Source organism: Planktothricoides raciborskii GIHE-MW2, assembly GCF_040564635.1.
In the GTDB taxonomy this organism is placed as follows: Bacteria; Cyanobacteriota; Cyanobacteriia; order Cyanobacteriales; family Laspinemataceae; genus Planktothricoides; species Planktothricoides raciborskii.
Window position 1 is genome coordinate 6898387 of the sequence record NZ_CP159837.1, and the last position, 14372, is coordinate 6912758.

At 43.1% G+C, this 14372-nt stretch carries 4 protein-coding genes; 3 read left to right on the forward strand and 1 reads right to left on the reverse strand.

The genetic code is table 11. The annotated features are described in order from the left end of the window. Nucleotides 1–102 precede the first annotated feature (102 nt). Nucleotides 103–4911, forward strand: coding sequence for a TIR domain-containing protein (locus ABWT76_RS29445; protein ID WP_190876801.1), 4809 nt, complete (start codon nucleotides 103–105; stop codon nucleotides 4909–4911). Nucleotides 4912–4970: 59 nt separating this feature from the next. On the opposite strand, the gene ABWT76_RS29450 is transcribed toward ABWT76_RS29445, so the two are convergent. Continuing rightward, nucleotides 4971–5603 carry a hypothetical protein gene (locus ABWT76_RS29450; protein WP_190876907.1) on the reverse strand — a complete coding sequence of 211 codons (633 nt, stop codon included), beginning with the start codon at nucleotides 5601–5603 and terminating at the stop codon, nucleotides 4971–4973. Nucleotides 5604–5832: 229 nt separating this feature from the next. On the opposite strand from ABWT76_RS29450, the gene ABWT76_RS29455 reads away from it, so the two are divergent. Together ABWT76_RS29455 and ABWT76_RS29460 are read left to right on the forward strand one after the other, a co-directional pair. Continuing rightward, nucleotides 5833–9855, forward strand: coding sequence for a TIR domain-containing protein (locus tag ABWT76_RS29455; RefSeq protein WP_354635372.1), 4023 nt, complete (start codon nucleotides 5833–5835; stop codon nucleotides 9853–9855). A 283-nt stretch (nucleotides 9856–10138) separates the two neighbouring features. Then, the gene (locus ABWT76_RS29460) at nucleotides 10139–14149 is read left to right on the forward strand and encodes a TIR domain-containing protein (protein WP_354635373.1); all 4011 of its coding nucleotides are present in this window, start codon (nucleotides 10139–10141) and stop codon (nucleotides 14147–14149) included. The last annotated feature ends 223 nt before the right edge of the window (nucleotides 14150–14372 follow it).

A 14372-nucleotide genomic window follows, 5' to 3' on the forward strand; every position in this document is an offset into this window, starting at 1 on the left:
GTTTCTTAAAAAACTCCTAGGTTTATGAAGAAAACCTCAGTTTCTTCAAGAAACCTGGGTTCTATCCCCGGCATATCTATTCCCAGCAATTATTAACAAATTATGTCTGAATTGTACCATGCCTTTATTTCCTATGGCCGCGCCGATAGCAAAGAATTTGCCATCAAACTTTACAATTGCCTCACAAACCTTGGCTTTAATATCTGGTTTGACCAACATGATATCCCCTTGGCGGTAGATTTTCAAAATCAAATCGATGATGGCATTGCCAAAGCGGATAATTTTCTGTTTATTATTTCCCCCCATGCGGTGAATTCCTCCTATTGCCAGAAAGAGATTAATCTGGCATTAAAATACCATAAGCGGATAATTCCCTTACTGCACGTGGAACAAATTACCCAAGAAACTTGGCAAAGCAGAAATCCCCAGGGTACTGAAGCCGAATGGCAAGATTATCAAGCTAAATGGTTACATTCTAGCTTTGTCAATATGCCCCCAGAGATTGCAAAAATTAACTGGGTTTACTTTCGGGAAAATATTGATAGTTTTGATGAGTCTTTAGGCGGGTTAATCCAAGTCTTTGATACCCATAGAAATTATGTTAGACAGCACACTAAGTTTTTGGCTGATGCTCTAAATTGGCAAGAAAATCACCAGCAAACTCGATATTTGTTGATTGGCGAACAAAGGCAAGCGGCAGAACAATGGTTAGACCGAAAATTCGTGGATGAACCTGCTCCTTGTCAACCCACTGATTTACACTGCGAATATATTTGTGAAAGCATCAAGAATGCGAATAACTTGATGACCCAAGTATTTATCGGGTATGCAGACTCAGACCGGGACATTATGGAACATCTGACTCGGACTTTGCGCCGAGAAAAAATTACGGTTTGGCAAAATACCAGAGATATTAAAACTGGTGCAGATTTTCAAGAAGAAATTAAGCGAGGGATTGTTGGGGCAGATAACTTAGTTTATCTAATTTCTCCAGATTCTCTCGCTTCTCAATATTGTCACTCAGAAATTGAGTTGGCTTTGTCCTACCAAAAGCGGATTATTTGTTTAATGGTTCAGCCTATAGAAGTTAAAACGATTCCTGAAACATTGCGATCGCTTCAATTTATCGAGTTAACCGATTGGCAAAATTATGAAATTTATCAGAAACAAAGCAATGAATTAATTAAACAACTCCGAGAAGAATCCGCTTATTATCAAGACCATAAACTTCTCCTGGCTAAAGCCTTAAAATGGCAAGAACAAAACCGCAACCCTAGCATTTTGTTGCGGGGATATAACTTACAGCATTTTCAGGCATGGCTGAAACTAGGAAAAACCCGTGATCGATATCAGCCAATTCCTTTACAAGGGGAATTTATTGAGGTCAGCAGTCAGTATCAGTTCAGTTATTTAGAAGTTTTCATCTCTTATTCTCGCACCGATTCCGACCTAGCTAGAAAAATTAATGATGCACTCCAATCTCAAGGAAAATTTACCTGGTTTGACCAGGAAAGTATTGCCGCTGGGACAGATTTTCAGCAAGAAATCTATCGGGGCATTGAAAATTCTGATAACCTCTTATTTATTATTTCTCCTAGTTCGGTGAATTCCCCCTATTGTGCGGCGGAAGTGGAATATGCCCAAAAATTAAATAAGCGATTTGTCACTATATTATATCGTCCCGTTGACCCAGAAACTTTGCATCCCGTTTTGGCGAAAGTGCAGTGGATTGACTTTAATCAGCATGGGGGCGATTTTTATGCCAATTTTAGTGAGTTAGTCAGAACTTTAGACACGGATAGAGACCATCTAAGAAGTCATACGAAGTGGTCGCAACGAGCTTTGGAATGGCAGGAAAAAGGGAAAAGTGCAGATTTATTATTGCGGGGTAGCGAGTTAAGTGTTGCTGAAGATTGGTTGCAGGAAAGTCAACAAGAACATAAGCAGCCTCCGGTGACGGATTTGCAACAGGAATATATTGCGAAAAGTCAAGCCGCGAGAGAAGCTGGGATTAAGCAAGAAAAGCAACGAGTTTTGATTTTAAGAACCCTACTTGGTGGAGTTAGCGTGGCATTGGTGGCGGCGATCGCCCTGGGGTTAAAGGCGAATAAATTGGCCACAGAAGCGACGATTAAAGCTGATGCAATTTTAGCCCGAAATTTGATTAGAGCAAATCCCCTAGAAGCTTTAATTTCCGCCATTGAAATCACCGGCAGAAGTGAAGCAAAATTAGGCCAAGTTTTGCCGATCGCTCAATCTAGTTTATCCGCCACCGTCCACGCAATTCGAGAACGCGATCGCCTCAAAGGACATACCGCTAATATTAATTCAGTGGTGATGACTCTAGACGGTAAAAAAATTGTTTCTGCCAGTGGAGATAAAACCATTAGAATCTGGGATAATTCGGGAGAAAAATTAGCGGTATTAACCGGCCATAAAAATTATATTTTCTCCGTGGCTATTACCCCAGACGATCAAAAAATTGTTTCCGGTAGTGGGGACAGTACGATTCGCGTCTGGGATATTATTTCCGGGAAACAATTAGCCGTTTTAAAAGGACATCATGGGAACATTTTCGCAGTAGCTATTACCCCAGATGGGCAAAACATTGTTTCCGCCAGTTGGGATAAGACAATTAGAATTTGGGATATTAATTCAGGCCAGCAATTAGCCGTTTTAAATGGACATGAAAATGGGGTGATTGCGGTGGCCATTACACCAGATGGGCAAAACATTGTTTCCGCCAGTTGGGATAACACAATTAGAATTTGGGATTTAGTTTCCGGATCTGAATTAAAAGTATTAAAAGGCCATGATTCTGGAGTAATTTCTGTGGCGATTACCCCCGATGGGCAAAATATTGTTTCTGGGAGTTGGGATAATACAATTCGGGTCTGGAATATGGCCGGTGAACCATTAAAAGTTTTAAAAGGACATCTGGATCGAGTTTGGTCTGTGAAAATTACCCCCGATGGCCAAAAAATTGTCTCCGGTAGTGGGGATAAAACGATTAAAGTTTGGAGTTTATCCGGTGAAGAATTAGCGGAATATAAAGGACATGAGTCAGGGGTACTTTCCATAGGCATATCCCCCGATGGCAAAACGATTATTTCTGCCAGTGATGACCGCACAATTCGTCTGTGGGATATGTCAGCCCAAGAACCGAAAATTCTAGGGATACATGACTCATATGTGATTTCCGTAGCCATTTCTCCAGACGGGCAAAAAATTGTTTCTGGTAGTGCGGATAAAACCATTCGACTTTGGGATATATCTCAGGATAAATTAACCGTATTTAAAGGACATGAATTGACGATTAATTCAGTGGCTATTACCCCCGATGGCCAAAAAATTGTGTCCGGTAGTGATGACCAGACAATTCGACTTTGGGATATGTCTGGTAAGCAATTAGCGGTGTTAAAAGGGCATCAGTCTGGGGTAATTTCTGTGGCTATTTCCCCGGACGGGAAACAAATTGTTTCTGGTAGTTCAGACAATACTATTCGACTTTGGGATATCTCCGGTAAGGACTTAGCTGTATTTGAAGGACATGAGGGGGCGGTGGTTTCCGTGGCTATTTCTCCCGACGGGAAACAAATTGTTTCTGGTAGTGATGATGGAACAGTTCGTTTGTGGAGTATTTCTGGGGAACAATTAGCGGTATTTACCGGCCATGAATCGGGGGTTTATTCCGTGGCTATTTCCCCAGACGGACAAAAAATTGTTTCGGGTAGTTTAGACAACAAAATTCGCATTTGGAATTTAGCGGGTCAGCCCCTCGCTATATTAAAAGGCCATGAGAATTATGTGCGATTTGTGGCTATAACCCCCGATGGCCAACATATTGTTTCCGCTAGTCAGGATAATACAATTAGAGTCTGGAATTTAGCCGGGGAAGAAGTAGGAATCTTACAAGGACATGAGGGCGGAGTTAATGCAGTGGCGATTACTTCAGATGGGCAGAATATTATTTCTGGCAGTGATGATAAAACGATTCTTTTGTGGCGAGGTTCTTGGTCTGGTTGGTTAGCCACAGGATGCGATCGCTTACGGTTACATCCAGTATTCTTAGAAACCGCATTTAACCGCCCAAATGTAGAATCAATCCGCTTGGATTTTTCCCAAAAATCAGAAACAGAAAATATCCCACTGGCAGCGGTAAAAACTTGTCAAGAACAGGTATGGAATAAACAGCAAACAGCCGATTTTTATGTGCAACAAGGTTTATTAATTGCCCGGTCAACGGGTGATTTTGCCTCCGCGAAAAAACAGTTTAAGCAAGCGCAACAGTTAGACCCAGAATTTTATTCTGCTTTAGAATTTAACCCAGAAACAAAAGCCAAGCAAATCGTGGTGTTAATGTTGCTCCAAGATGCAGAAAACCGGGCACAACAGGCAGATTTACCCGGCGCGATCGCCAAATTTAACCGGGCGAAAAATATCGATCCGGCTTTACCATTTGACCCGGAAACAAAAGCCAAACAAATCGTCGCGGCTACTTGGATGGCTCAGGCCGCTGCATCGATTCGCCAAGGAGATTTAGAGTTAGCGTGGAAACATTATCAACAGGCGCGGGAATTAGACCCTGAATTAGCAAAAGCCACTGTATGGGATTTAAATACAATCTGTTGGTATGGCACTTTACAAGGTTATGTTACTCAGGCGATCGCTGCTTGCGAAATAGCCGTAAAACGCGAACCCAATCATGGGGGAATGCGGGATAGTCGCGGGGTGGCGCGGGTTTTGACGGGCAATTATGCTGGGGCAATTTCTGATTTTGAGGCATTTATTAACTGGAGTGATAATGAGGTAGAAAAAAATCAACGTCAAGGCTGGGTAGATGCTTTGCGTCAGGGAAAAAACCCGTTAACGGAGGACGTGATAAAAGAGTTATTATTAGAATCCCACTAACCAATACCAATAAGCAACAATTTTCAGAAATTTAGGGGCTACATCGGATGACAATTAGGTTATCGAATACAGAAAAAATTTGTAAAGCGATCGTTTTGACAGACTTTTGCTGTTTTCTCTTCATCTGTTCTGTCAGAGTTGTTTTGGTTATTATTTTGCCTATTGGGTGCTAACCGGGAAAAGGGCTGGGTAGGTAGGGGCATTGAATTCCTCCCAGACTGAGACCCGGAAGTTGAGGTAGTCGTCGTGCCGGAGAGCGAGCCTGGGGTGGGGGTTGCGGGGGGCGGCTGACTAGGCAAAACGCTTGGGGAGGGCGTGGGTGCGGAACCCGGAAAAATACTCGGTGTGGGCGTGGGCGTGGGTGTGGGCATAGCTTCAGTCGTGAACGCGGGTGTGCCTGTGGGCGTGGGCGGGGACGTGGGCGTGGGCGTGGGCGTGGGTGTGGGCGTGGGCGTGGGTGTGGGCGTCGGTGTGGGTGTGGGCGTGGAGGTTTCCACTGGCGTACCACCCAGGTCAAAGCTAAGGGGTGCAGTAGGTACTACGGGGGCTGGAGAAACTGGGGAATTTTGGGCTTGCGCGGGGGCTGCCGGAACCACTACAGTGGCGATCGCGCTAACCATGCCCGCAGTACCGACCGCGATCGCACTGTTTATAGGTGTTTTAAAATTAGAAAATCGCTGTTTTTCTTTCATTGATAAACTCTTATTAAACTATCAGAGGAAGCGATACAACGGTATCGCCTTCTTGGTAAAATACCAAATTTGCTTAAAAAAAACCAGGAGAATTTACCAAAAAGACATAAAAGACATAAAGGGGATTGATTATAATCTCTATAAAGAACTCCGATTTCTTGAAAAAACTGGCAGAAACCCGGTTTCTTCAAGAAACCGGGTTTCTGCTCCTACCAACCATTAAAAACTTATGGCTGAATTTTACGATGCCTTTATCTCCTACGGACGCGCCGATAGCCAAGAATTTGCCATCAAACTTTACAATTGCCTCACCAACGCTGGCTTTAATATCTGGTTTGACCAACATGATATCCCCTTGGCGGTAGATTTCCAAAATCAAATCGATGATGGCATTGCCAAAGCGGATAATTTTCTATTTATCATTTCCCCTCATTCGGTGAATTCCCCTTATTGCCAGAAAGAGATTAATCTGGCATTAAAATACCATAAGCGGATCATTCCCTTACTGCACGTCGAACAAATTACCCAAGAAATTTGGCAACGCAGAAATCCCCAGGGTACTGAAGCCGAATGGCAAGATTACCAAGCCAAAGGGTTAGATTCTTGTTTCACAAATATGCCCCCAGAAATTGCCAAAATTAACTGGGTTTACTTTAGAGAACATATTGATAATATTAACGCACCATTTGCGGGATTAATCGACTTATTTTATAAGCATCAAGATTATGTCAGACAACATACGGAGTTATTGGCGAAAGCCCTGGAGTGGGCAGAAAATAAAAAGCCTAATCGCTATTTATTAGTTGCCGAAGAAAGGCAAAAGGCAGAAGATTGGTTAGAGATTAGATTTAAAGGTGAACAAGCCCCCTGTCAGCCAACGGATTTGCACTGTGAGTTTATTTGTGAAAGCATCAAGGATGCCAATAATTTTCTGACTCAGGTGTTTATCCGGTATGCGGAAGAAGACCGGGAGACGATGGAAAAGTTAACTAGGACTTTGCAGCGAGAAAAAATTACTATTTGGACTGAGAGAAGCGAGAGCGGCAAAAGAATGAGTTTCCAGGAAAAACTGAATCGCGGTATTCTCGTATCTGACAACTTTGTTTATCTCGTTTCTGCGGATTCTCTTCAATCTGATTATTGCCAAAAAGAGATTGATTTAGCCTTGTCATATCACAAGCGAGTGATTTGTTTTATGGTGCCATCCCCAGAAATGGAGGCGCTGCCTGAATTTAGTTATGAACACCAAGCAAATGAGCTAATTAAACAAATTAGGGACGATGATAAATATTATGAATACCATAAAATTTTGTTGGTGCAATCTCTGAAATGGCAAGAACAAAATCGCCACCATAGTATTTTATTTAGAGGATATAAATTACAGCATTTTCAGGCATGGCTGAAAGTCGCCGGAACAAGATTAGACCATCCACCAACGGCTTTACAAAAAGAATTTATCGCCGCTAGTAGTCAGTATCAAGCCAAATCCTTAGAAGTTTTTATTTCTTATTCCCGTACCGATTCCGACTTAGCCAGAAAAATTAATGATGCGCTGCAATCTCAAGGAAAATTGACCTGGTTTGACCAGGAAAGTATTGCCGCTGGAATCGATTTTCAGCAAGAAATATATCGGGGGATTGAAATTTCTGATAATTTTCTGTTTATTATTTCTCCCAGTTCGGTGAATTCTCCCTATTGTGCGGCTGAGGTGGAATATGCCCAAAAGCTAAATAAGCGGTTTGTCACTATATTATATAATTATCATAACCTAGACCCAGAAACTTTGCCTCCGGCCTTGGCGAAAATTCAGTGGATTGATTTTAATCAACCGTGCGATTTTTATGCGAATTTTAGCGAGTTAATTAGAACTATAGATACGGATAGAGAATACCTGCGGAGTCACACTTTATGGTTACAAAAGGCGTCAGAATGGCAGGAGAAAGGAAAGAATTCTGATTTATTATTGCGCGGCAGTGAGTTGACGTTTGCTGAGGTTTGGTTGCAGGAAAGTGAGGCAAATGAGCGACAACCACCCCCAACGGCTTTACAAAAAGAATATATTGGCAAAAGTCATCGGCAAAAACTCCATAATCGCCTGTGGCAAATCGGCATATTAGCTACTTTTGTGACTATGGTGAGCGGGGCGGCAGTTTTTGCTGGTTTTCAGTGGCAAAAAGCCGAAAGACAGGCGACAATTATGGGTCTGAGAGAGTCTGCATTGTTGGCGAACAATTTACTGTATATTGAACCTCTGAAAGCTTTGATTTGGGCGATTGAAATTACTGGGGAAAGTGAAGCAAAATTAGGCCAAGTTTTGCCCCAGGTTCAGTCTAGTTTGTCAGCAGCGATCGCCTTTGCTAGGGAACAGAATCAGTTTAGACATGAAAGTTGGGTGCGTTCCGTGGCTTTTTCTCCAGATGGAAAAAAGATTATTTCCAGTAGTTCCGATCGCACGGTGAAAATTTGGGATATTCAGGGGAATTTATTGGCGGATTTAAAAGGACATACTCATGCAGTGACATCGGTGGCGGTTTCCCCAGACGGACAAAAAGTTGTTTCTGGGAGTGATGACAAAACTATTAGAATTTGGGATATCTCTGGTCAGGAAAGGGGACAATTTTTCGGACATAAAGATATAGTGACTGCCGTGGCTTTTGCCCCGGACGGAAAGACGATCGCCTCTGGTAGTTTGGATCGAACAATTCGGATTTGGGATGTTTCTGGTCAACCACTTGGGCTACTTAAAGGCCATGAGGATATTGTGACTGCGGTCGCGTTTTCCCCGGACGGAAAAATGATTATTTCTGGTAGTCGAGATCATACGATTCGGCTGTGGCATATCTCTGGTGAGCCACTTCGGGTAAATAATCGGGTGTTAAAAGGGCATGAAGCTGATGTGACTGCGGTGGCTGTTTCCTCGGACGGGCAAAGAATCGTTTCTGCGGGCGCCGATCGCACCATTCGGGTTTGGGATATATCGGGCAATCCCCTGGCAGTATGGAACCTGGGGGAAATTTTTGCGCTTTCCCTAGCGATCTCCCCTGACGATCGGAAAATTCTCGCGGGCAATTCCGACAAAACTATCGGAATTTGGGATATGTCTGGCAATGAAATCGCGGTGTTGAAGGGACATCAGGATTCGGTGTGGTCTGTGGCTTTTTCCCCCGATGGTCAAACCGTTGTTTCTGGCAGTCGGGATAAAACCGTGCGATTGTGGGACAGCTTTGGCAACCAAGTGGCAGCAGTCAGCGCCCATAATGCCGCCGTTCGATCGGTGGCGATCGCCCCAAATGGGCAGACGATGGTTTCTGGAGGTGAAGACAACAAGATTCAGTTATGGGATATTTCCGGCAAGAAACTGGCAACATTGCAGGGACATCAAGATGCTGTCAGATCCGTGGCCTTTTCCCCGGACGGCCAGACCATTGTTTCTGCCAGTGAGGACAAAACTGTCCGACTGTGGAACCGCCAAGGCCAGGAATTAGCGGTTTTCCGGGGACATGAGGCGCCTGTCTATTCCGTGGCCTTTTCCCCGGACGGCCAGACCATTGTTTCTGCCAGTGAGGACAAGACTTTGCGACTGTGGAACCGCCAAGGAGAGCAAAAAGCGGTTTTCCAGGGCCATAAAGATTATGTGCGATCGCTGGCCTTTTCCCCGGATGGCCGGACTATTGTTTCTGGGAGTTATGACAAAACGGTGCGACTTTGGGACCTCCAGGGCAATCAATTAAAGCTGTTTTCTGCACATCAAGCCTCGGTTTACGCGGTGGCCTTTTCCCCGGATGGTCAGACCATTGTATCTGGGGGTGAGGATGATACTTTGCGATTATGGAACCGCCAAGGGGAACACAAAATTTTCCAGGGACATGACGATGCGGTGATTTCCCTGGCTTTTTCCCCGGATGGCCAAACGATTGTTTCTGGGAGTTATGACCATACCGTCAGGCTGTGGGATCTCTCCGGCAACCAACTGGCTGTCATCACCGGCCATGAAGCCCCTGTGTATTCCGTAGCCATGACCCCGGACGGCCAAAAAGTCATTTCCGGGGGTTCGGACAAGAAGATTCGAGTCTGGCAAGGTTCTTGGCAGTCTTGGTTACTGGCAGGGTGTGAGAGGCTGCGATCGCATCCCGCATTGATTCAAGCCGAGGAATTGAGTGATGCGATCGCATTTCAGGCGAGGAAAACTTGTCAGCAATGGCAGCAGAAAACTCACGCACCACAAAGACGCAAAGGACACAAAGAGGATTGATGATAATCTATTCAAAGAAACCCGCTTTCTGGCAGAAACCGGGTTTCTTCAAGAAACCCGGTTTCTACTCGCACCATTAGACAATTCTGGCAAAATAAATATCTCGATCCCCCCAACCCCCCTTAAAAGCGCCAATCGGCTTTTAAGAATTTTGCATTCTTGTCTATTAATTAAAAATGGTATTATAGTTATTTTAATTGTGCTTGATAAAACGCATCAGGGGCGCGAGCATTGCGCCCCTAGATAATTTTATTAATCTTAGCTGAAACAACTATAAAAAGTTATGACTCAATTTTACGATGCCTTTATTTCCTATGGCCGCGCCGATAGCCAAGAATTTGCCATCAAACTTTACAATTGCCTTACCAACGCTGGCTTTAATATCTGGTTTGACCATAATGATATCCCCTTGGCGGTAGATTTCCAAAATCAAATCGATGATGGCATTGCCAAAGCGGATAATTTTCTATTTATCATTTCCCCTCATTCGGTGAATTCCCCCTATTGCCAGAAAGAGATTAATCTGGCATTAAAATACCATAAGCGGATAATTCCCTTACTCCACGTGGAACAAATTACCCAAGAAACTTGGCAAGCCCGAAATCCCCAGGGTACTGAAGCAGAATGGCAAGATTACCAAGCAAAAGGCTTAGATTCTTGTTTCACAAATATCCACCCAGGAATTGCCAGAATTAACTGGGTTTACTTTAGAGAAAATCTTGATAATTTTGAAACCTCTTGCGGGGGCTTAATCCAAGTTTTTCAGCACCATGCAGATTATGTCAGTCAGCATACGGAATTGTTAGTCAAAGCCTTAGAGTGGGCGCGTGGGCAAAAGCAAAGTTCTTATTTATTAATTGGCGAAGCAAAACAAGAGGCTGAACGGTGGTTACAAGTGCGTCTTAAACATGAACAACCTCCTTGTTTGCCGACGGATTTACATTGCGAGTATATCTGTGCAAGTATTAAAAATTCTAATAACCTGATGACTCGCGTCTTTCTCAGTTATGCAGAGGAAAACCGAGAGATGATGGAACAAATTACTCGGAATTTACGCCGAGAAAAGTTGACGGTTTGGACGAAAATCACCGACATGGAAATCGGGATAAATGTTCAGGAACAAATTCACCGAGGAATTGCGGCGGCTGATAATTTCGTTTATCTGATTTCTCCAGAGTCTTTACAATCAAAATATTGCCAAGCAGAAATAAAGTTAGCTTTAGCTTACCATAAGCGGATTATTTGTGTGATGGTTCAACCCACGGATTTGCAACTGATTCCCGTGGATTTGATAAATCTACCCTTTTTAACTCTTCCCCCAAGGGAAAAACGGGAAAATTATGGCCTAGTCATGGATCGGTTAGTTAAAGAACTTAAGGTGGATGAAAATTATTATCAACAACATAAAATTTTGCTGGTAAAAGCGCTAAAATGGCAAGAGCAAAAGTATAATCCGAGTATTTTATTACGGGGATATAATTTACAACATTTTCAAGCATGGCTGAAGGTGGCGAAAACTCGTCAGCAACATCCACCAATTCCTTTACAGGTAAAATTTATTGAGAAAAGTCTGAGTCAATCCACGATTTTTTCTTTAGAAGTGTTTATCTCTTATTCGCGGGTGGATTCAGATTTTGCTCGTAAAATTAATGATGCCCTGCAATTACAAGGCAAAACTACCTGGTTTGACCAGGAAAGTATCGCCGCTGGGAGTGATTTTCAGCAAGAAATCCATCGCGGGATTGAACAGTGTGATAATTTTCTGTTCATTATTTCTCCCAGTTCCGTCAATTCCCCCTATTGTGCCGATGAGGTGGAATATGCTAAAAAGTTAAATAAGCGGTTGGTGACGATATTATATCGTCCCGTTTCTCCGGCTGATTTACATCCGATTTTAGCCCAGGTGCAGTGGATTGATTTTAATCAGCATGGTGGCGATTTTTATGCTAATTTTAGTGAGTTAATTAGAACCCTGGATACCGATCGCGAATATGTACATAGCCATAATCAATTGTTGCAACGAGCGATCGCCTGGTATCAGAAAAAGCAAAATCCTGATTTGTTGTTACGGGGCAGCGAATTAGCGATCGCCGAAACTTGGTTAAAATCAGTCCAACGGCAGCAAAAACAACCACCAATCACCAAACTGCATCAAGCGTTTATTAGCAAAAGTCGCCAACAAGAACGTCTAGAAGCCGATCGCTGGAAACAACTGTATATTCAGGCAGAAAAACAACGCATTCGGGCGGAAATTGCCGAAATAAAAGCCCTAAATTCCCTATCCAAAGCCTACTTTTTATCTGACCAGCAACTCAAAGGACTTTTCGCGAGTATTCAAGCAGGTTTCAAATTAAAAAAAACCCGCGTTTCCGACTTTATTCGGCTGCAAACTATTAGCTTTTTACATACATCAATTTATCAAGTAAAAGAGCAAAATTGCTTAAATCACCATTATCAAGAGGTTGCCAGTATTTGCTTTAGTTACGACGGTGAAATTTTAGCCTCAGCCAGTGCGGATCAAACAATTAAAATTTGGCGCAAAGATGGCCAATTATTAACCACCTTAACCGGACATACGGATCGTGTCTGTCAAGTTATATTTCATCCCCAGCCAAATGAACATCAAACCCTCGTATCTGGTGGTCAAGATGGGTTGATTAAATTTTGGACTGTTGATGGGGAATTATTACAAACTATTGAAGGGCATAAACATGGGGTTTTCGGTTTGGCTTTTAGTCCCAATGGTCAAATATTAGCTTCGGTGGGTGCTGATAAAAAAATTAAGCTTTGGCAATCCGATGGAACTTGGATTAGAACTATTAGCGGTCATGGAGATCGAGTGGTGGATGTCACCTTTAGTCCTGATGGTCAAAAAATCGCCACCGCCAGTTATGATGGCACCGTGAGATTGTGGGATTTAAACAGCCGTAAAATGCAGGTTTTTCCCGGTCATTTCGGTGCCGTTTTGTCTGTGAAATTTAGTCCCGATGGTCAATTTTTAGCCTCTGGTGGTCGAGATAAAACGATTATTTTGTGGAATAATGATGGGATTGAACAATTTAGTTTAAAAGGACATCAGGCAACGGTGTTAGATGTCACTTTTAGTGCCGATGGCCAAATCATTGCTTCCGCATCTGCCGATGGCACGGTGAAACTTTGGTCGCGCAAAGGTAAAGAATTACAGACTTTTTTCGGCCATCAAGGGGCGGTTTTTCAAGTAAAATTTAGCCCGATTCGTCCTGATGGGGAAATTTTGGCCTCTGGTTCGGCGGATGGGACGGTGAAACTTTGGCGACGAAATGCCCGTCTTATGCCCTGGGTGCAATTGCCCGTGACTCAAATTACTCAGGTTAGTTTTAGTCGCGATCGCCAATTGTTTGCTACCGCTACCCCCGAAGGGTGGATGCAACTTTGGAACCTTGCCGGAATTGAACAGCAGTCTTTCCCAGGCAGTTTAGAAAGTTTACGCCAAATTTGCATTAGTCCCAAGGGAGATGCGTTCGCGAAGCGTTGCGGATGCATCATTGCTTCTGCGGGAGAAAGTGGGGTGATTAAACTCTGGGATCTGCAAGGGAAACAAACGCAGCCAATTTTTGGCCATGAAACCACCGTAGTGGATTTGGCATTTAGTCCAGACGGCGAAAAACTGGTTTCTGTCAGCGCCGATGGCACTCTAAAATTATGGCAAATCTCCTATATTTATGCTAAAATTAGCCAAACTATCAAAATAAGCGATCGCAGTATTTTACGAGTCCAGTTTAGTCCCAATGGCCAAAACATTGTGGCGGCAAATACTGAGGGCAACCTTTATATTTTTGACGCCAATGGGGGCTTATTAAACAGTTTTTCCGCCCATACTGCCAAAATTTGGGCGCTGGCTGTCAGTCCAGACAGTCAAATGATTGCTTCTGGTAGTGACGATAAAACCCTGAAACTCTGGAACTTAGACGGGAAAATCCAACAAGTTTTCTCTGGACATGGCGATCGCATCGTCGATATTTGCTTTAGTCCCGATGGCAAAATTTTAGCCTCTGGCAGCGAAGATTACACCGTGAGAATTTGGAGTATAGACGGCAAATTTATGCAAGTTTTATCGGGACATCAAAGCAGTATAATCGGCATCCGGTTTAGTCAAGATGGCAAAACTTTAATCTCTGTAAGTAGCGATGGTATGGTAAAATTCTGGAACTTTGATTTAGATGATTTATTAACCCAAGGATGTGATTGGCTGCGAGATTATCTGAAAACTAATCCAGAAGTGGATGAAACAGACCGCCACCTGGGAATGTCATAAATATCATCAATAAAATATCATCAATAAAATATCATCAATAAAATATCATCAATAAAATATCATCAATGTAGGGTGAGCATTGCCCACCCTACAGAGATCGTAAATAGGTAGTTTATAATACAAAATTTTCTAATTTTTACAAATCCCCTGATATTTTACCACATTTGACAATTATTGCCCAAAAATCAACAACTGTTGACTTCGAGCGCCGGTGGTAAATGCT